Genomic DNA, 19,192 nt, shown 5'->3' with positions numbered 1-19,192 from the left:
GTATAGGCTTGGATCCACCATCTTACCTTGCTAAAGGAGATTTGGTTGAGTTAAGTATTGAAGGGCTTGGAACTCAGAAACAAAGAACGATTTAAATATTTATTGAGAGTGCAGAAAGCAAATCTTGTTTATGATGCAAAGGCAACTCTTGGAGAAGGTCCTTTTTGGGATGATGAATCTGGGCAGCTATTTTGGGTTGAGATATAGGCGGGGGTCCTTCATAGGTATGACATAAATACCGCTAAGAATACTGAATGGGGTTTTGATGAAATGATAGGTGCGGTAATCCCGGTTAGTACGGGAAAGTTACTTTTGGCGATGGAGACTGGCATTGCCTCCTTTAATTATCGGACCAATGAACTCAAGCGCCTTGCTGTCCTGGAAAACTCCGATCGAAATTTAAGGTTTAACGATGGTAAATGTGATTCTAACGGCAACTTTTGGATAGGAACCATGCACAAAAATCTTAAACGTGGTTATGGTAATCTATTTAAGCTGGATAAAGATTTAAAAGTGTCCTTAGAAATTAAGAATACATCAATTTCAAATGGGATGTCTTGGTCTCCCGATAAGACCAAGTTTTATTATATTGATACTGCCGTTTATGAGGTTTGGGAATATGATTTTGATATTTCTGGCAGTGAAATTTCTAACCGGAGAACCCTATTCAAAATCCCTGAATCTTATGGTGGAGGGGATGGAATGACAATTGACCAGGAAGGGATGCTATGGATTGCTCATTGGGGTGGTGGTTGTGTAAGACGCTGGAACCCAAAAACAGCAGAAGTTGAAGATATAATTGTTGTTGATGCGCCTCATGTCACTTCCTGCTGCTTTGGGGGAAAAGACCTGAAAACGTTATATATTACAACAGCCCGGACTGGCATGTCAGAAGAAAGTCTTAGGTTATACCCGCATAGTGGAGGGCTCTTTAGCTATAAGGCAAAAATTGGTGGTTTTAAGGTTAATTGTTTTAAAGGTAATCTATGATCTTCACAGGAATAAAGGAAAAAGTGGCAATTATAACCGGGGCAGGTATAGGAATAGGGTATGCCATTGCTGAGTTATTGCTGAAAAATGGTGCAAGAGCAGTTCTAAATGAACTAGATGAAAAGGTGGCCGAGAACAAATTGATGAGTCTGAAGCAAAAATTTCCCGACAGTTGTTCAGTTTTTATTGGCGATGCAGGAGATGTTCAGGTTGTCGATAGGCTTGTTCATTTTGCATTGGAACAATATGACAGAATAGATTTTGTTATTCCAAATGCCGGAATAACCCTATTTGGGGATTTCTTTAAATTTAAACCACAGGAATTCGACAAAGTAATAGGGCTTAATTTGAAAGGTGCTTTTTTTCTGGTGCAGAAAACCGGAGAAATTATGAAAAAACAAGGGGATGGGGGCCGAGTAATTCTGATGTCCTCTATTACGGGAATCAAGGGATATCCAGATTTAACAGCCTATTCAATGACCAAAGCTGCCTTGCAAATGATGGCAAAAAGCCTGGTGCTTGCCCTGGCGCCTTACCAAATTACCGTTAATGCAATTGCTCCGGGTGCAACCCTTACTGAGCGTACAAAAGAGGAAGAGCCAGACTATGCCGGAACCTGGGGTAAACTAATCCCAAGAGGTATCGTTGGCAAACCAAATGATGTGGCAGAAGCCTGTCTTTTTCTTCTTTCAGAAGGGGCAGCGCATATAAATGGCCAAACCTTGGTCGTAGATGGTGGTTGGACGGCAATTGGCCGTTATCCCGAAGACCTGGAGTAGTTTATGCTATAATATCAAAAAAAAAGATTCTTTCATTCTTGTTTCATTTCTATTATTTTAAATTAGTGGCCTCTTAAAAAAAACTCTTTTATGTCAAGTAAATACAATACATGGTATCATCCTTATAAAACCAACACAAAATATAAAAAAAAGGCAGCTTATTTTAGTATGGAATTTGGTATTCATCAGGCTCTTAAGATCTATTCCGGAGGCCTCGGATATCTAGCAGGATCTCATATGATTTCAGCAATGGAATTGAAGCAAAATATGATAGGCATAGGAATGCTTTGGAAATATGGATATTATGACCAGGGCCGAAACACGGACCAGACCTTACAAACTAGTTTTATTGAAAAACATTATAATTTCCTTGAAGATTCCGGAATAGAGGTAGAGGTAAAAATTCACGATAACCCATCCGTTAAAGTACGGGCATACGTTCTAAAGCCAGAAGTGTTTGGCTCTGTTCCAATTTATCTGCTTACCACAGACGTCCCTGGTAATGACCATTTGTCTAAAACCATTACAGACCATTTATACGACAACAATACATTAACACGTATCTCGCAAAATATTGTTCTTGGCATTGGAGGCGCCAAGGTGGTACAGGAATTAGGCGGGGCAGATATATATCATTTAAATGAAGGACATGCATTGCCTGCATTTTATTACCTGCGTAATATTGGAATTACCAAAAACCAAATGTTCTTTACCACACATACACCCGAAAAAGCTGGTAATATGGAGCGAAATGGGCATCTTCTGAATAGTTGTGGTTTCTTTGGAAGAACGCTTACGGAAGAAGAGCTTCAAAAAGAAGTGGTAAATGATGATATGCTAAACTATACGGTTTCCGCACTTAGAATGGCTAAAAGGGTCAATGCTGTTTCCAAACTCCACGCTGTTGTAGCTAACAATATGTGGAATAGCTTTAAGGGGACAAGCAAAATTATCCCTATAACCAATTCCCAAAACCAGCGTTTTTGGCAGGATGGCGTTCTTGCTAAGGCATGGAAGAGCCTTAATGAAAAGGCGTTTAAAAAGCGAAAAATAGAATTAAAATCCCAGCTTTTTGATGTTGTGTTAGATCAGACTGGGAAACTTTTTGATCCCAATGTTCTTACCATAGTCTGGGCAAGAAGATTTGCTCAATATAAACGGGCAGATCTATTATTATATGATCTTGAGCGTTTCGAAAAACTTGCTTCTTCAGTGAACTATCCAATTCAGGTTATTTGGGCAGGGAAACCATATCCTACAGATTATTATTCTATAGACATGTTTAATCACCTTGTAAATTATACAAAATTTAAAACGAATATGGCGGTCCTTATTGGATATGAAATGGAACTTTCCCGAAAGCTTAAAACAGGTTCAGATGTGTGGTTGAATACTCCCCGAATTACCAGGGAGGCTTCTGGCACCAGCGGGATGACAGCTGCTATGAATGGCTCCATAAACTTAACAATTAACGACGGCTGGATTCCTGAATTTGCTGATGATGGAGAAAATTCATTCGTTCTTCCCGAAGCGGATTATAAATCTCCTGCCTGGGAACAGGATAAATTTGACAGTGAAAATCTCTATAATACCCTTGAAAAACGAGTTCTTCCAATTTTTTATGACAATCCGAAGAAATGGCAGGAAATGGTTTTTAAAGGAATAGATGGCGTTGTACCAGCCTTTACAAGCCGCAGAATGGCTGATGAGTATTACAATATTCTTTATAAATAGAAGAGAATGCCTGCTAGTCTTTTTAATTAGGAAAAATGAATGCTGAGCTTAAAGATTTTATAGGCGCGCTCATAGGAACCAAAGTTAAAAATTGTGTGCCTGTTTCCGGCGGAGATATTTCCAGGGCATATGTCCTACATACAAATTCTGATCGTGTATTTTGCAAAATCAACAGTTCTTCCGCAGCGAAATCTATGTTTGAAGCAGAAGTAGATGGCTTAAAGGCTATTGACCAAACTAAAACTGTAAAAACTCCACTAGTTTACTCTGTTAATGCACTGGAAAAAGGAGCTTGTTTGTTAATGGAGTATGTGGCCTCCAAAAACCCGGAAGTAAAGGATTTGGAAAAGTTTGGAGTTCAACTTGCGGCAATGCCTCAAGTGGGTTCCAATTTTTATGGTTGGGAAAATCCAAATTTTATTGGGAATTTGCCGCAGTCAAACCAGAAACATGATGATTGGATTTCATTTTATTTAAAAGAACGTTTAGGCCCCCAATTTCAAACTGCTATCAATCGCAGGTTCCTGACAACAGAAGATGTTCCGAACGCTGATAAACTTCAATCTGTTATTAGCGCCTATTGTACAGATGTTAGGCCATCTATGTTGCATGGCGATCTATGGAGCGGCAATTACTTAATCGCCGAAAATGGCGAGCCTTATCTTATAGATCCGGCTGTATATTTTGGACATAGCGAAATGGACTTGTCCATGTCGCGCCTTTTTGGTGGTTTTGGCTCTTCTTTTTACTCTTCATATTTTGAAATTAACCCTTCCCAACAAGGTGAATCTAATCGTATGGCAATCTATCAGCTTTATTATTTGCTGGTTCACCTCAACTTATTTGGAAAATCCTATTACAAATCTGTTAAAAAAATCCTGCAAGTACATTTCTGATAAAATCTGTATTGCTAATGTGATAATATCGCTAGCTAAATTTAGATTCTTTTAATACTTTTAAAAACAGCAAAGTATAGAAGAATGATTTTAAGGAATTACTATTGTATTGGCTTATTTATAGCCCTCTTTGTTTCTGGTTGTCAAAATTCAGAAAAACCCGTTGAGGAGAAATCAAAATACATTACCTGGTCTTCTTACTTAGGAGGCCCGGATAGAAATCACTTTTCCACCCTTTCCAAAATAACGAAAGAAAATGTAAGTAAGCTGAAAATTGCCTGGCGATATGAAGCCCCGGACTATGGCCAAATGCAAATGAATCCCATAGTTGTAGATACCATTTTATATGGTGTTACGGCAGCTCTTAGGGTAGTTGCTCTTCAGGCTGAAACCGGCAAAGAAATCTGGCGCTATGGTGATTCTTTGCAAGTGTGGCATTCAACCAGCAGGGGTGTTTCCTATTGGGAGGAAGGAGAAGATAAACGAATTCTGTTCACAAAAGGTCCTGAATTATTTGCGCTAAACGCCATCACTGGAAAACCCATTATGGAATTTGGGGTTAATGGGAAGGTTGATTTACATAAAGGTATGCCAGAAACGGCAAAAGATAAGTTTGTTATATCAAATACACCAGGGACAATTTTTGAAGACCTAATTATTATGCCATTAAGGGTTTCTGAGGATGTGGGCGCTGCGCCCGGGAACATTATGGCATTTAATATTAAAACAGGAAAACTTGAGTGGGTTTTTCATACCATTCCTCTTTCGGGGGAGGCGGGTAGTGAAACCTGGGAAGATACAAACCCCTTGGTTGGAGCTGCAAACAATTGGGCGGGAATGGCGGTTGATGAAGCCAGAGGTATTATTTACGTACCTACAGGTTCTGCTGCTCCGGATTTTTTTGGAGGCATACGAAAAGGAAGTAATTTATTTGCCAATTGCCTGCTGGCTTTGGATGCAAAAACAGGCAAGCGACTATGGCATTTTCAACTCACACATCACGATATTTGGGATAGGGACCCGCCGGCACCTCCTAATTTAATTACTATTACCAGAAGTGGTAAAAAAATACCGGCTGTGGCCCAGGTTACAAAACAGGGTTATGTATATGTTTTTCACAGAGAAACCGGCGAACCCTTGTTTGATATTGATGAAGTACCTGTCCCCGCCTCGTCTCTAAAAGGAGAAAAAGCGTGGGAAACACAGCCATTTCCGGTTTCTCCCAAGCCCTTTGCGCGTCAGTCTTCAGAATTAACAGAAAATGATGTCAACCCTTATGCTAAAAACCAGGAAGAACTAAAGGCAATTCTAAATAACGCAGATAAGCGTATATATGCACCGCCCGGCCTGAATCCGGTTTTGCTATTCCCAGGATATGATGGTGCGGCCGAATGGGGAGGTGCTTCAGCTGATCCGGAAAATGGTGTTATATATGTTAATTCCAATGAAATGCCGTGGATCATGCAAATGGAAGAAAACATACCTGATCTCGAAGGTCTTTCCTATGGCGAAAGTGTTTATCAAAAATACTGTGCTGTTTGTCACCAAAAAGACAGGAGTGGAATGGCTGCAAGTGGATTTCCGTCTTTGATAAATATTAGCGATAAATTAAGTAAAGAGGAGTTGCTTAAACAAATTAAACTTGGAAAAGGTATGATGACCGGTTTTCCTCAGTTAACATCAATAGAAAAAGAAGGTCTTGGCAGTTTTCTGATGGATGAAAATGACAAAAAAGAGGTAGGATCCAACCTTGCTGCGTCTGAAGAAATTCTCTATAAACATAAGGGGTACAATAAGTTTTTGACCAGTGATGGTCTTCCGGCTATTTCACCTCCATGGGGAACCCTCCATGCTATTGATCTCAATTCAGGAGAATTTATCTGGTCTGTACCCTTCGGTGAAACTCCCGAATTAAAAAATCAGGGATATCCAACAACCGGAACTGAAAATTATGGCGGCGCCGTTGTTACAGAAAATGGCCTGTTATTTATAGGGGCCACTAAAGACGGTTACTTCAGGGTGTTCGACAAACATAACGGAAAGGTTCTTTGGGAATATAAGTTACCCGCTGCGGCTTTTGCAACACCAGCAATGTATCAGGTTAATGGGAAACAGTATATTGCTATTGCCTGTGGAGGGGAAAAATTGGGCACAGAAAAAGGAAATCAAATAGTGGCGTTTTCTTTAGATTAGTATAACCCGTTTTAGAATAGTGATGCCTTGTGCCGCCTAAATTAAGGGGTTTGGTTTTAGATATATAAAAAGCATGCTATTTTTAAACCTTAGTGTTAAACAAACTGAATATGGGAAAAACTAAAATCCTTGTTGTGGGTTGTGGAAATATGGGAACCAGCCACGCCCGTGCTTACGACAAACTAGCTGGGTTTGAAATTGTGGGTTTAGTGAGTAGAACACCACAGAGCCGGGAGCGACTTTCTGATGAATTGGGTGGCTTGCCTAAATTTGGCGATTTTACAAAGGCCTTAGCCACTACCAAACCCGATGCTGTCGCCATAAGTACTTATCCGGATACCCACGCGGCCTACGTAAGAGAAAGTCTGGCAGCAGGTGCGCATGTGTTTGTTGAAAAACCTATAGCCTTAACAGTCGAAGAGGCTGAAGAACTCGTTAAATTGGCAAAAAGAAAAAAGAAAAAATTAGTTGTTGGTTATATTTTAAGGGTTCACCCGGCCTGGAAAAAATTTGTGGAAACGGCGCAATCCCTTGGTAAACCACTGGTGATGCGCATGAACCTTAATCAACAAAGCTCTGAAGACCAGTGGTATACTCACAAACAACTAATGCAATCTATGTCGCCAATTGTTGATTGCGGGGTGCATTACGTTGATATTATGTGTTTAATGACGAGGGCAAAACCTGTGAGTGTAAGTGCTATTGGAGCCCGGTTAACAGAAGAGATAAGTGCTGATATGTATAATTACGGGCAGCTACAAGTACGTTTTGATGACGGTTCTGTTGGTTGGTATGAAGCGGGTTGGGGACCTATGATTAGTGAAACCGCGTTTTTTGTAAAGGATGTAATTGGGCCCAAAGGCTGCGTTTCAATTGTGGATGAAAAAAAGGGCGATTCAGATGATATTGAGGGACATACTAAAACCGGAGGGTTAATTTTACATTTTAGCGGATTGGATGCAAAGGGGAAATTTCTAAAGAAAGACGAGTTAATAAATACCGAGGATGAGCCCGATCATGACGGGCTATGTTTACTGGAACAAGAATATTTCTTAAAATCTATTGAGGAAGATCTTGACTTAACCAATCATTTATCTGATGCTATCAACAGCTTAAAAATAGTTCTTGCGGCGGATAAATCTTTTAGAACGGGCGAAACAGTTCGTCTGTAAATTATATGCGTGTTTTTGATATAATATATTCCCGGCAACTTATAAAACCATGATAGATCTTTTCCAAAAAGCCAAATTATATAAAGACAGAACTGCTATTGTTTCTAATGGAAACAATTACACCTATCAAGAATTGTTGGTCCAATCATCTGTTGCTGCCTCCAATATTTTAAATAATTCACCAGATTTAAATGAATCCAGGATAGCCTATTTAGTACCTCCCTCCTTTGAATATACGGCCGTTCAATGGGGAATATGGGCAGCAGGTGGAATTGCAGTGCCCTTATGTGTACAACACCCATTGCCGGCATTGGAGTATGTTATAGCAGATTCCGGCGCCAAAATTATAATAGTACATGAAGATTTTCAGGATGTTCTTGAACCACTTAAAGCAAACTCAGGCCTGTTTATCATTCCTTTAATGGAGATCTTTAAAAAGAATTCTTCAACCCTTCCTGAGATATTACCCAGCAGAAGAGCTATGATGTTGTATACCAGTGGAACCACAAATAAGCCCAAAGGCGTGGTAACCACTCATGCTATTATACAATCTCAAATTACAACCCTGGTGGAGGCGTGGGAATGGCAAAAGGAAGATTATATTCTAAATATTCTGCCGTTGCACCATGTTCATGGTATTATCAATGTATTGAGTTGTGCGCTATGGAGCGGTGCGTGTTGTGAGTTTCATTCAAAATTCGATGCTGAAAAAGTTTGGCGGGTTATTCTATCAGGAAAGATGACTCTTTTTATGGCTGTTCCTACAATTTACTATAAGTTAATTACCTTTTGGGAGGGCCAAAATACAGAGAATCAACTCAAATTGTCTGAAGCAGCATCCAGGTTACGGCTAATGGTTTCCGGATCTGCTGCCTTGCCGGTTCCTGTTCTAGAAAAGTGGAAGTCTATTACCGGGCAAATTCTGCTGGAGCGCTATGGAATGACAGAAATTGGCATGGGGCTTTCAAATTCATATCGGTCAGAGAGACGCCCGGGATATGTTGGGCTTCCATTACCCGGGGTAGAGTTGCGCTTAGCAGATAAGGATAATAACATTGTTGATGAAGGAGCGCCTGGAGAAATTCAAATTAAAGGAGCTTGTGTGTTTAAAGAATACTGGCAAAAAGAAGAAGCTACAAAAAATGCCTTTACTGAGGACGGTTGGTTTATAACCGGCGATATTGCAATGTTTCATCGTGGGATGTACAAAATTTTAGGCCGTGATAGTGTAGATATAATTAAATCTGGCGGGTATAAGATCTCAGCCTTAGAAATTGAAGACGTCTTAAGAGCGCACAATGACATAGATGATTCTGCTGTAATTGGAGTAGAAGATGAAGAATGGGGAGAGATAGTTGCAGCCTGTTTGGTTTCAAATAAAAAGTCTTTGGATTTTGATGAAATTTCTAAATGGCTTAGAACAAAGTTGCCTGCTTATAAAATTCCACGCAAATATATCCTTCAAAATAAACTCCCAAGAAATGTTTTAGGTAAAGTAACCAAAAAAGAACTTAAACCGCTTTTCTAATATGGATTTTTTAACCCTGTTTCCTTATGTAGGTATCATCTTATTGGTTGTCATAAATACCATTCTGGTTATGAAAAGAGATATTAAAGTAGACCGGAATGAGGATGATAGCCCGGCAATGTAATGGACTATTTCAAAGAACATTATATAACACTAATCCTTACAGCAGTTTATGTTGCGGGTTGCCTGTATATCGGATGGCATTTTAAGAAGAAAGCAAAGCGGGGTGTAGAGGGTTATTTTGTTGCTAAAAGGGAAATTCCTGGTTGGGTTATTTCTCTTGCTTTTTTCTCAACATCAGCAAGTACTAACACTTATATTGGTCAGGCCGGTATATCGTTCCAATATGGGCTTTCATGGGCTTGGATGGGGTTAATTTGGACGTTTTTCTGTGTAATTTCATGGCAGCTCTTAGGGCCTAGAATGAGGTATCAAACAGCGCGCTTGAAATCTTTTACAATTCCCGATTATTTTCATTTACGCTATAAAAGCAGCTTAGCTAAAAGCATACGTGTTTTGTCTGCGTTTATAATCCTTTTTGCGACAATATGGTATATGGTGGGTATAGCCAAAGGATGCGCTCATGTTCTTACTTCTGTTTTGGATGTTCCATATGAATATGGTGCTTTTGCAATCATTTTTATTACTTGTGTATATACTATTTGGGGCGGAATGTATAGTGTTTTGTGGACTGATGCCGTTCAGGGAATTATTATGTTTGGTGTAGCAATAATAATGTTGATGGTCCCTTTTATTTATTTAGGGGGCGTTGATAATGTCCTGGAGAGCATCTCTTACACTGAACACCTTTCAAAATCTGGTAAACCCATAGGTAACGGTCTTGTTGTTTTTGGTAAATTAGTGTCCTTTCTATATATTCTTGGAATTGGGCTCTCGATTGGTATGAAGCAGATTTCAGAGCCTAAAAATCTTATCCGGTTTTACTCTATAAATAATGCAAAAAGTATGCGGTTCGCAATGATCTGGACTCCTATTTTTTTAGGTATTTCTCTTGTTTGCGTTATGGGGCTGGGTGCTTTGGTTCATGGAATGACATCTGTTGAAGAAGCGAATTATCTTATTAATAACACTGATGAAGTTATTGGATTTATGCTAAATAAGTTTGACAATAAACTTGTTAGCGGAATTTGTGTTGCCGGATTATTCGCCGCAGGCATGTCTTCTTTGGCGTCGGTTATCATTATTATAGGAACTGCTTTTGTAAATGACATATGGCATGTCCTAAAACCAATGCCGGTTAACAAAATTATACCCAGGACCAAATGGTTTATGGGAATTTATTGCCTAATGGTCTATGTTCTTACCCTATATCCAATGGCGGGAATAGTAGAGCTCACAGCATTTGCAGGGGCTGTTTTTGCAGCGAGTTTCTTCCCTGCTATTTTTGGTGGTCTTTATTTTAAATGGGGTACAGACCTCGGTGCCCTGGCTTCAATGGTTGTAGGTATGTTGGTAAACATTATCTGGCGATTCGCGTTTCGGTTTAAGTATGCCGAGCTAGAAGATATACACGAGATTATCCCTGCTTTTTTGTTTTCCCTGATAACTTATGTTCTTGTGAGCTTATTAAGTAAAAAACGAAGGCCCGACCAAAAGCACTTGGCCAATGTGTTTGACTAAAGAATTTATTGAAATTACAATATTGTTCGTACAGAAATCAGACTATTCTTTTACCATAAGAATATGTGGAATGTCATCTTCCAGATAAGTTTCTCCAACAGCAGTGAATCCCAATTCATTATAGAATTTTTGTAAATAGGTTTGTGCGGAAATATGTATTGTGTTTGTATTAAAATTATCTTCAACAGCTCTAATGGAGGCTTGCATTATTTCCTTACCAGACCCGCCTTTCCTTGCTGACTTTTTGACTACGACACGGCCTATGCAGGCATGGTCCATATAATCCCCGGGTCTAAAAATTCTGGTGTAAGCTATTATCTCATTTTGATCTCTACCAATAATATGCAAAGCTTTTGTGTCCTTACCGTCCATATCTTGATATACACAATTCTGCTCCACTACAAAAACCTCAGTACGCAATTGAAGAATCTGATATAATTCAAGTATACTTAGTTCTTGAAAAGATTTAATATTAACGTTCATTGCTTAATCCTGTACAATAACTTTTTTACTATCACATTTTCCATATTCCGGCTGAATGTTCAAATGACTTATACCAAATTTATGATAGACTTCTTCTTCAATTTTTTCCAATATCTTATCAAATTCTGAAAGGTTGATGTCTTCGTCAAAATCTATATGTGCTTCCAGGTGTACCTCATTTTCATTTAGCTGCCAGACATGCACGTGGTGTACGTTTTTTATAGATTGAATTTTGGTTATAGTTGCTACTATTTGCTGAATCTCTATGGTGTTAGGGGTAAAAAGCATTAATACTCTCGTAGATGTCTTTAAAAGGTCATAACCCATATAAACCAGATATATTGCGATTAATATAGTTAAGACCGGATCTACCCAATAAAGTGCATAAAATTTCATTAATAAACCTCCTATAAGTACCGCAACAGATGCCATCATGTCTGTAAATAAATGTAGATATGCAGATTTCATGTTCATGTTTACCTCCGCGTCTTTCTTAATTAAAAGAACGCTAAATCCATTTGCTATAATCCCTAACAATGATAACCAAATAACCAGGTTTGATTCAATTTCAACCGGATTTACAAATCTTTCAATAGCCTCTTTTACTAATATTATAGATACTATGATTAAAGTCGACGAATTAACAAAAGCGGCAATTATTTCTGCCCTTTTATAACCAAAAGTCTTGTTAACAGAGGCTTTTCTTTTTGATAATTTGGTTGCTATATAACTTATAACCAAAGAAAGTACATCGCTAAAATTATGGAGGGCATCTGATAATAAGGAGAGGCTTCCGGAAATAATTCCACCAATTACCTGGGCCAGAGTTATTATAATATTGAGGAATATTGTAATAAAAAGGTTTCTTCCTTTTAAATCTTTATGATTATGGGTGTGTGAGTGGGTATGAGAATGTGAGTGGCCCATAAAACTTCTTTAGGAACAAGGTATTTTATCAACCCTTCTCTCGTGTCTCCCACCCTCAAATTCTGTATTAATAAAAGTTTTTACCATATCTAAAGCTTGATTAAGTGAAATAAAACGAGCCGGAAGACTAAGTATATTAGCGTTATTGTGCTCCCTGGCTAATTCTACTATTTCTCTGTTCCAACAAAGCGCTGCTCTAACGCCCTGATGTTTATTAGCCGTCATACTAGCTCCATTCCCGCTACCACAAATGATTATTCCTGAATTGGCATTCCCGTTTTCAACGTCAGCCGCAACAGGATGAATAAAATCAGGATAATCTACACTATCAGTGCCGTCCGTGCCATGATTTATTACTTCTATACGCATAGATTTGAGAAGACCTACGATTGCAAGTTTATATTCCGTACCGGCATGATCATTACCAATTGAAATTTTCATAGTATAAGGGTATTTCAGTTAATACAAAGTTACAAATACCTTTGGTTTAGATTATTTTTAATATTGTTAACATAGTAATTTATAAAAAAACCGTAACTAATTGGTTAACAGATTATTGTTTATTTATCGAATTTGTTAATAACCGGAGGATAAGAAGTGAGTAATAATTTTTATAATCTGCCTTAAAAAATGCTTTACAAAACCTATTGATATTTAAGAAATCTTGTTCTTATTAATTAGTAGAAAGATATTAATAATAAAACTATACTAGTTAACACAAATAGAATATTTAGTTATAAGTAAATTGTGTTGAAACTAGTTATTAATAGTCGTTTATAAAACACTTAAGTAATTGACTCTTAGAATATATAGTAATATTTAAATTGTCAATAAACTCATTTACTTGTTCATAGCAACAATCCTATAAAAAATTTATACGCACTACTAACAAGCAATCATAACCATCATTTTTTTTATAAATTAAATAAAGAAATAATAATAATTGTAATAAGTGTTGATATGTTATTTAGAAAGGGAATTTATCGAAATGTAATTTAGTGAATAGAATGCTATGGATAATAATTCGTAATTTTCCACGCAAATAAAGGATTAAATGTCGAAGAAAAAGAAACGAGCTAAAGGCCATAAAAAAAATGAAATTACTAAGGGTATATTCACTGTCCTGGAAAAGGAGCCATCAAAAAGCTTTAATTATAAACAAGTTGCTTCTAAACTTGAGCTTATTGATACTGAAAGCAGAAATTTATTGATTAGAAGATTAGGTGAATTAAAAAATGAAAAAAGAATACTTGAAAATGAAAGGGGGAAATACCAGGCAATTACAAATGGAAATTATTACCAGGGAAAAGTGGATATTACAGCAAGGGGAAACGCCTATGTTGTTGTTGATGAATTAGAGAATGATGTATTTGTACCCTATAATAGAATAAACAGGGCCTTCCATGGTGATATAGTTGAAGTAGATATATTTAATAAGAAAAGTAATAAAAAACCAGAAGGAGAAATTAAAAAAATTCTGGAGCGAAAAAAGAAAAGATTTGTTGGTATAGTAGATTTACAGAAGACATTCGCTTTTATACGACCTACCGATATAAGAATGTATACAGATATATTTATATCTCCTGAGAACGTCGGTAAAGCAAAGAATGGTGAAAAAGTACTTGTAGAAATTATTGAATGGCCCGATAAAGCGGAATCACCATCTGGTAAAATAATTGAAATACTTGGAAAACCAGGTGAACATCATACAGAAATTCACGCCATATTAGCTGAATATGGATTACCATCTGAATTTCCCGCAGAAGTAGAAAATTATGCCAACACCTTAGATACTTCAATAAAAAAGGAAGAAATTCTAAAGAGAAAAGACTTAAGAGAACTTCTTACATTCACAATTGACCCGAAGGATGCAAAAGATTTTGATGATGCCTTGTCGTTTGAAGTTTTACAGAATGGTAATTACTCAATTGGAATTCATATTGCAGATGTATCACATTATCTAAAACCAGATACTGTATTAGAAGAGGAAGCTTATGAAAGAGCGACATCGGTTTATCTGGTAGACAGAGTTGTACCAATGTTACCTGAAGTATTATCTAATAACGCTTGTTCATTACGCCCACATGAGGATAAATATACATTCTCTGCTGTTTTTGAAATAGATGACAATTGTTCAATAAAAAATCAATGGTTTGGGCGTACTGTTATTAATTCAAACGAACGATTTGCATATGAGGAAGCACAATATATAATAGAAACTGGTGATAAATCAATTCCTGAGACAGTTTCAATACGAAACAAAGCCTACACTGTAGGTGAGAATACTATTTATGCAATCAACACTTTAAATAGTTTAGCTAAAAAAATGCGGAATAAAAGAATGGCTTCCGGAGCTATTTCATTCGATAAAGTGGAAGTTAAGTTTAATCTTAACTCTGAAAACGAACCGCAGGGAGTTTATTTTAAGGAGGCAAAGGACTCAAATAAGCTTATTGAGGAGTTTATGTTGTTGGCCAATCGCAAAGTAGCAGAGTTTATTGGAAAACAAAAACCAACAAAAACATTTGTATATAGAATTCATGATCAGCCTAATGAAGAAAAATTAATAGCACTAAACAGTATTATTTCACGTTTTGGACATAAGCTTAACTTAAATGATAAAAAAACTGTTAGCAGCTCTTTAAACAAGCTTCTGGAGGATGTTAAAGGTAAGAAAGAACAAAATCTTGTAGACACATTGGCTATTCGAAGTATGAGTAAAGCAATTTACAGCACTGATAACATTGGACATTACGGCCTGGCTTTTGATTATTATTCACATTTTACATCACCAATTAGGCGTTATCCGGACGTCCTGGTGCATAGATTATTACAACATTATTTAGATGGAGGTGAATCTCCTAAAAAGGAAATCTATGAGGAATTGTGTAAACACTCGTCAGACATGGAGGGTTTGGCTGCCAGCGCGGAACGCGATTCTATTAAATATATGCAGATAAAGTTCATGCAAGATCATAAAGATAAAGAATTTGAAGGTGTTATTTCAGGAGTTACAGAATGGGGAATTTATGTTGAAATAATTGAGAATAAATGTGAAGGCATGGTACGTATACGAGATATAAAAGATGATTATTATACCTTTGACGAAAGAGAATATGCTATAATTGGTGAACGCACACATAAAAAATATCAGCTGGGCGACACGGTGATAGTAATGGTAAAAAGCTCAGATTTAATAAAACGTCATTTAGATTTCTCATTATTGGGTAAACCTGAATAATAACTAATTTTTGGAATAGAATTTGTTTAATCAAGATAAGCACTAAAACCAACACGATGAAACAAGTAACGCTCTTTGTTTTCTTGCTGTTTTTTATGCAGACGGTAAGACCTCAGGATGAAAAAATCAATATAAAATTGACAAATTTCACCGAGGTTAAAGCGTATGATGGTATATCTGTGAACTTAATAAAATCAAATGAAGATAAAGCTGTAATTACAGGAGCAAATTCAGATAAGGTTAATATTGTAAATACAGATGGGGTCCTTAAAATACGCATGCAGATAACCAAGCTTTTTAGCGGATACAGGACATTTGTAAATCTGTATTATTCAAAGAATTTACTTGTAATTGATGTTAATGAAGATGCCAGAATTACCTCGGAAGATATGATTAGTCAGGAAGTAATTGAATTAAAAGCTCAGGAGGGCGGAGAGTTAAGAATAAAGGCTGAAGTGGAACAAATGTTAATCAGATCTGTTTCAGGCGGAGTTATAGCCACCTCAGGAACATCAGATGTACAAGATGTAGCAATTAATACGGGAGGTTCATATTTAGGAAAGGAATTTAAAACAAAATTTACTACCGTAAATGTAAATGCGGGATCCAACGCGGAGATTTTCGCTTCAGATTATGTAAAGGCTACCGTAAAAGCCGGAGGAGAAGTATTGGTTTATGGTGATCCGACGAAAATGGACGAAAAAACTGTTTTTGGAGGTAAAGTAACAAGAATGTAAAGGAATTCTATAGTTTAATGATAGAAGATATTCAGGCAGCGATACCACTGGGGTTTTTATTAGCCTTTATGATTGGGCCTGTTTTTTTTGTGCTACTGGAAACTAGTGCAACAAAGGGATTTAGAGCAGGTTTAATTTTTGACCTGGGGGTTATTCTTGCCGACATAATTTTTCTTACAATTGCATATTTCAGTAGTTTCCAATTACTGGAAAACTTAAGTAATCAACCGGGCCTTTATGTGTTTGGGGGTGTAATTCTTCTTATTTACGGCCTTACCATTTTTTTTAACAGGGACTATGTAAAAGGAAGGCAAGATATCAAACCAAGAAAAGGTGGTTACTTAAGTCTTTTTATCAAAGGTTTCCTGCTTAATTTTATTAATATTGGAGTGCTTGTATTTTGGCTTGGTGTTATTATAATTGTGGGACCAAGCCTTAACAACGATCCCAATAGAATTATTGTATTCTTTTCAACAATGCTGGGGGCCTATTTAATTACGGACATCTTCAAAATACTACTGGCAAAGCAACTTCGGCGTAAACTTACTACAGAAAGGATACGTTTGGTTAAGAAAGCCCTGGGGGTAATTCTGGTTATATGCGGACTTGTACTTATTATTAAAGGCTTTTTGCCAAAAGACAAATTAAACATAGAGCAGGGAATTGAATATATAAGAGAATAGGCATCAAACCCCCTGAAGCGCCATCAATAAAAAACCCCTCATTAATTGAGGGGTTCTGGAGGCATCGAACGGATTCGAACCGTTGTACAAGCTTTTGCAGAGCTGCGCCTAGCCACTCGGCCACGATGCCGTTTAAAGGCGCAAAGGTACTATTTTTTCCTACTTAGAAAAAGAAACTTAAGGTCTCTTTTCTTTAAGTGTTACTGTAACCATTTCAACATCACCCCTAATTGGCGGATTTATTTTAGAAACAGCAACCACAATCTTCTCAGCGGCTTTAATTTCATTAAAAACACGATTTATAATTCTTTTCGCGACATGTTCTAAAAGATTTGAACTGATCTTCATTTCTTCCTTAACTATGCTATTGATAAACACATAGTCAATAGTATCAATTAAACTATCTGAAGTGGATGCTTTTTCCAGTTTAGTGAAAATTTCTACAGTGACAAGATAATCACTTCCTATAAGACGTTCTTCATTTAAACACCCATGATAGGCATAAACTCTAATATTGCGTACTGTAATTTTACCCACGATTCATTAAGTTTTTGCAAACTTAACTTAAACTGTTGAGATTTTTAATAAGTACAGCGGCAATTACTAATCCCCTGGAAGAGATCTACCCCAATTGTGATTACATGAGTACCTGTACTAAAGCCAAGTATTTCATTCAATATAATCTGGTATGAGTAGCCGAAATAAAAATTACTTTTTTTAAGTCCAATTAAGGGCGCTATATATAACGGGCTCCCTATCTGATCATTAAGAAAACGATAAGTTACACCGGCGTAGTAATAGTCTTCAAAATCATACCACCTGAATTTTGCATTCAAATCGGTTACAGATCGCCCGTCACTTTCAAACCATTGGAAGAAAATAGATGGCTCTATTTCAAAATTGCTTTTTTTCTTACTAAACCTATAACCTGTATACAGATAATAATTCCTTAATTGGTTAGGCTCTGATATAGGATTAAACTTAGTTAAATCTTTGTCTAAGATGTTTGAAGCATTTAGACTGGCAAAAAACTTATCCTTTCTATACAAAACACCAACATCGAAATTATGGTTTGTTGTAGAACGGTCATCGGTAACACTGGGGTCCAAACCATCAAAATTTTCAATATCTATCCTAAACTGATTGAAATTGTATGAAAGACCAAATGAAAGAAATTCATCTTCATACCTATCCAAAGTTAAGTGATGAGCAAAGGACAGTCTTGCCCCTCGTTGTTTGGTTTCTCCATTGCTATCATTATAAAGAATCATACCTACCCCGGAACGATTACCTATCCTGCCGTCGGCAGCCAAAGACTGTGTGTCTGGGGCGTCTTTTATACCAACCCATTGAGTCAGACCATTTATTCGAACTTTAATATAATCACCTATTCCCGCATATGTTGGCGATATAACAAAGGGGTTATCTGCCAAATACTGTGATAGTTGGGGAAGCGTAAGCTCTTGCGCGCTAGTGACCGACACGCACAACAACAATAATAAATATAGCAATCTCTTGCCCATAATTCTTTAGGTTAAGTTTTCTATCTATACAGGGTAAAATGTCCTATAAATTCTCTTTCATCGCGCTCACCATTTAGCTTAATGAGGTACCAATAATCTCCCGTGGGCAACTCATTTCCATGATATATGCCATCCCAGCCATTTGGTACTATTGATTCCTCCGCGACTACTCTACCATAACGATCATATATTTTTATTAGTATTTCGGGGTATCCTTCAATGTTGTCAGGTATCCAATAATCATTCATGCCATCACCGTCAGGGGTAAAGAAATTTGGAATTTCTATATCTATAAATTCCATAAATATTTGCGCAGACACCTCACACCCATTTTCATCTATTACAGTAACTGTATATGTACCAGTCATTGTAATATAATAGGTGTTATCTGTACCATTATTATCATCGTTGAAGTAGAAAGTATAATCTTCTACCCCGCCTTCTGCTATTGCCGTTATCTCATTAAGATTATTCTGCTCCAGAACCAATGTCAATGGTTCAAATGACATAATTTCAAAATCAACCGTTTGTACACAACCATTAGCGTGGGAAATCGCAATAAAATGAGTTCCCGGGCTGGTATTTCTGAAGTCTGGATTCAATTGCATATCTGCAGGATCTGTTGAATCTAAAGCATACATCACTGAACCCAGTACTGATGGATC

General features: G+C 37.2%; 17 protein-coding genes, 1 tRNA gene and 1 pseudogene. 12 read left to right on the top strand and 7 right to left on the bottom strand.

The genetic code is table 11. From position 1 onward, the window contains the following. Window positions 1-225: 225 nt before the first annotated feature. The 9 genes and pseudogenes from WBN20_RS04115 to WBN20_RS04075 form a co-directional block, all read left to right on the top strand. Window positions 226-990, top strand: a pseudogene (locus tag WBN20_RS04115) (SMP-30/gluconolactonase/LRE family protein); the annotation flags it as partial. After that, window positions 987-1,769, top strand: coding sequence for an SDR family NAD(P)-dependent oxidoreductase (locus tag WBN20_RS04110; protein WP_424280802.1), 783 nt, complete (start codon window positions 987-989; stop codon window positions 1,767-1,769). The pseudogene WBN20_RS04115 and the gene WBN20_RS04110, both read left to right, overlap by 4 nt. Before the next feature lie 90 nt (window positions 1,770-1,859). Continuing rightward, the gene (gene glgP / locus WBN20_RS04105) at window positions 1,860-3,503 is read left to right on the top strand and encodes an alpha-glucan family phosphorylase (RefSeq protein WP_424273682.1); all 1,644 of its coding nucleotides are present in this window, start codon (window positions 1,860-1,862) and stop codon (window positions 3,501-3,503) included. 35 nt (window positions 3,504-3,538) lie between these two features. After that, window positions 3,539-4,399 (top strand): fructosamine kinase family protein, encoded by an 861-nt coding sequence (locus tag WBN20_RS04100; RefSeq protein WP_424280801.1) that lies wholly within the window; start codon window positions 3,539-3,541, stop codon window positions 4,397-4,399. Window positions 4,400-4,483: 84 nt separating this feature from the next. Beyond that, on the top strand, window positions 4,484-6,592 hold the full coding sequence (locus WBN20_RS04095) for a PQQ-binding-like beta-propeller repeat protein (protein WP_424280800.1): 2,109 nt from the start codon (window positions 4,484-4,486) through the stop codon (window positions 6,590-6,592). Between the two features lie 110 nt (window positions 6,593-6,702). Next, the gene (locus WBN20_RS04090) at window positions 6,703-7,764 is read left to right on the top strand and encodes a Gfo/Idh/MocA family protein (RefSeq protein WP_424280799.1); all 1,062 of its coding nucleotides are present in this window, start codon (window positions 6,703-6,705) and stop codon (window positions 7,762-7,764) included. A 49-nt stretch (window positions 7,765-7,813) separates the two neighbouring features. Next, complete coding sequence (locus WBN20_RS04085; RefSeq protein WP_424280798.1) at window positions 7,814-9,292, top strand: acyl-CoA synthetase; 1,479 nt, start codon at window positions 7,814-7,816, stop codon at window positions 9,290-9,292. A 1-nt stretch (window position 9,293) separates the two neighbouring features. Continuing rightward, window positions 9,294-9,416: a hypothetical protein gene (locus WBN20_RS04080; protein WP_424280797.1), complete on the top strand. Its 123-nt coding sequence runs from the start codon at window positions 9,294-9,296 to the stop codon at window positions 9,414-9,416. Further along, a complete protein-coding gene (locus WBN20_RS04075) occupies window positions 9,416-10,933 on the top strand; it encodes a sodium:solute symporter family protein (protein WP_424280796.1) in 1,518 nt (505 codons plus the stop codon). The genes WBN20_RS04080 and WBN20_RS04075 overlap by 1 nt, the downstream gene beginning before the upstream one ends. Before the next feature lie 42 nt (window positions 10,934-10,975). Here WBN20_RS04075 and WBN20_RS04070 read toward each other — a convergent pair whose 3' ends face one another. The 3 genes from WBN20_RS04070 to rpiB are packed head-to-tail and all read right to left on the bottom strand — an operon-like array spanning window position 10,976 to window position 12,784. Further along, a complete protein-coding gene (locus WBN20_RS04070; RefSeq protein ID WP_424280795.1) occupies window positions 10,976-11,416 on the bottom strand; it encodes a GNAT family N-acetyltransferase in 441 nt (146 codons plus the stop codon). A gap of 3 nt (window positions 11,417-11,419) precedes the next feature. Beyond that, on the bottom strand, window positions 11,420-12,343 hold the full coding sequence (locus tag WBN20_RS04065; RefSeq protein WP_424280794.1) for a cation diffusion facilitator family transporter: 924 nt from the start codon (window positions 12,341-12,343) through the stop codon (window positions 11,420-11,422). Between the two features lie 9 nt (window positions 12,344-12,352). Beyond that, a complete protein-coding gene (gene rpiB / locus WBN20_RS04060; RefSeq protein WP_424273707.1) occupies window positions 12,353-12,784 on the bottom strand; it encodes a ribose 5-phosphate isomerase B in 432 nt (143 codons plus the stop codon). Between the two features lie 613 nt (window positions 12,785-13,397). Between rpiB and rnr the strand changes: the two genes are divergently transcribed. From rnr to WBN20_RS04045, 3 genes are read left to right on the top strand one after another with little or no spacing between them, the layout of a single operon-like run. Then, window positions 13,398-15,584, top strand: coding sequence for a ribonuclease R (gene rnr / locus WBN20_RS04055; RefSeq protein WP_424280793.1), 2,187 nt, complete (start codon window positions 13,398-13,400; stop codon window positions 15,582-15,584). A 56-nt stretch (window positions 15,585-15,640) separates the two neighbouring features. After that, window positions 15,641-16,321: a head GIN domain-containing protein gene (locus WBN20_RS04050; protein WP_424280792.1), complete on the top strand. Its 681-nt coding sequence runs from the start codon at window positions 15,641-15,643 to the stop codon at window positions 16,319-16,321. Window positions 16,322-16,338: 17 nt separating this feature from the next. Then, window positions 16,339-17,004, top strand: coding sequence for a LysE family translocator (locus WBN20_RS04045; protein WP_424280791.1), 666 nt, complete (start codon window positions 16,339-16,341; stop codon window positions 17,002-17,004). Between the two features lie 56 nt (window positions 17,005-17,060). Here WBN20_RS04045 and WBN20_RS04040 read toward each other — a convergent pair. From WBN20_RS04040 to WBN20_RS04025, 4 genes are all read right to left on the bottom strand, one after another. Further along, window positions 17,061-17,134, bottom strand: a tRNA-Cys gene (locus WBN20_RS04040). Window positions 17,135-17,181: 47 nt separating this feature from the next. Further along, window positions 17,182-17,541 (bottom strand): dihydroneopterin aldolase, encoded by a 360-nt coding sequence (gene folB / locus WBN20_RS04035; protein ID WP_424275436.1) that lies wholly within the window; start codon window positions 17,539-17,541, stop codon window positions 17,182-17,184. A gap of 44 nt (window positions 17,542-17,585) precedes the next feature. Beyond that, the gene (locus tag WBN20_RS04030) at window positions 17,586-18,527 is read right to left on the bottom strand and encodes a PorP/SprF family type IX secretion system membrane protein (protein WP_424280790.1); all 942 of its coding nucleotides are present in this window, start codon (window positions 18,525-18,527) and stop codon (window positions 17,586-17,588) included. Window positions 18,528-18,547: 20 nt separating this feature from the next. Further along, a partial coding sequence (locus WBN20_RS04025) for a T9SS type B sorting domain-containing protein (RefSeq protein ID WP_424280789.1) occupies window positions 18,548-19,192 on the bottom strand: 645 nt, incomplete at its 5' end.

It is taken from the genome of Eudoraea sp. (assembly GCF_049665975.1).
GTDB lineage: Bacteria > Bacteroidota > Bacteroidia > Flavobacteriales > Flavobacteriaceae > Eudoraea.
This window is presented reverse-complemented; position numbering and strand designations above follow the sequence as displayed.

Coding starts and splice junctions, on each gene's coding strand:
- WBN20_RS04110 (WP_424280802.1), top strand. CDS start 987: ATGATCTTCACAGGAATAAAGGAAAAAGTGGCAATTATAACCGGGGCA.
- glgP (WP_424273682.1), top strand. CDS start 1,860: ATGTCAAGTAAATACAATACATGGTATCATCCTTATAAAACCAACACA.
- WBN20_RS04100 (WP_424280801.1), top strand. CDS start 3,539: ATGAATGCTGAGCTTAAAGATTTTATAGGCGCGCTCATAGGAACCAAA.
- WBN20_RS04095 (WP_424280800.1), top strand. CDS start 4,484: ATGATTTTAAGGAATTACTATTGTATTGGCTTATTTATAGCCCTCTTT.
- WBN20_RS04090 (WP_424280799.1), top strand. CDS start 6,703: ATGGGAAAAACTAAAATCCTTGTTGTGGGTTGTGGAAATATGGGAACC.
- WBN20_RS04085 (WP_424280798.1), top strand. CDS start 7,814: ATGATAGATCTTTTCCAAAAAGCCAAATTATATAAAGACAGAACTGCT.
- WBN20_RS04080 (WP_424280797.1), top strand. CDS start 9,294: ATGGATTTTTTAACCCTGTTTCCTTATGTAGGTATCATCTTATTGGTT.
- WBN20_RS04075 (WP_424280796.1), top strand. CDS start 9,416: ATGGACTATTTCAAAGAACATTATATAACACTAATCCTTACAGCAGTT.
- WBN20_RS04070 (WP_424280795.1), bottom strand. CDS start 11,416: ATGAACGTTAATATTAAATCTTTTCAAGAACTAAGTATACTTGAATTA.
- WBN20_RS04065 (WP_424280794.1), bottom strand. CDS start 12,343: ATGGGCCACTCACATTCTCATACCCACTCACACACCCATAATCATAAA.
- rpiB (WP_424273707.1), bottom strand. CDS start 12,784: ATGAAAATTTCAATTGGTAATGATCATGCCGGTACGGAATATAAACTT.
- rnr (WP_424280793.1), top strand. CDS start 13,398: ATGTCGAAGAAAAAGAAACGAGCTAAAGGCCATAAAAAAAATGAAATT.
- WBN20_RS04050 (WP_424280792.1), top strand. CDS start 15,641: ATGAAACAAGTAACGCTCTTTGTTTTCTTGCTGTTTTTTATGCAGACG.
- WBN20_RS04045 (WP_424280791.1), top strand. CDS start 16,339: ATGATAGAAGATATTCAGGCAGCGATACCACTGGGGTTTTTATTAGCC.
- WBN20_RS04030 (WP_424280790.1), bottom strand. CDS start 18,527: ATGGGCAAGAGATTGCTATATTTATTATTGTTGTTGTGCGTGTCGGTC.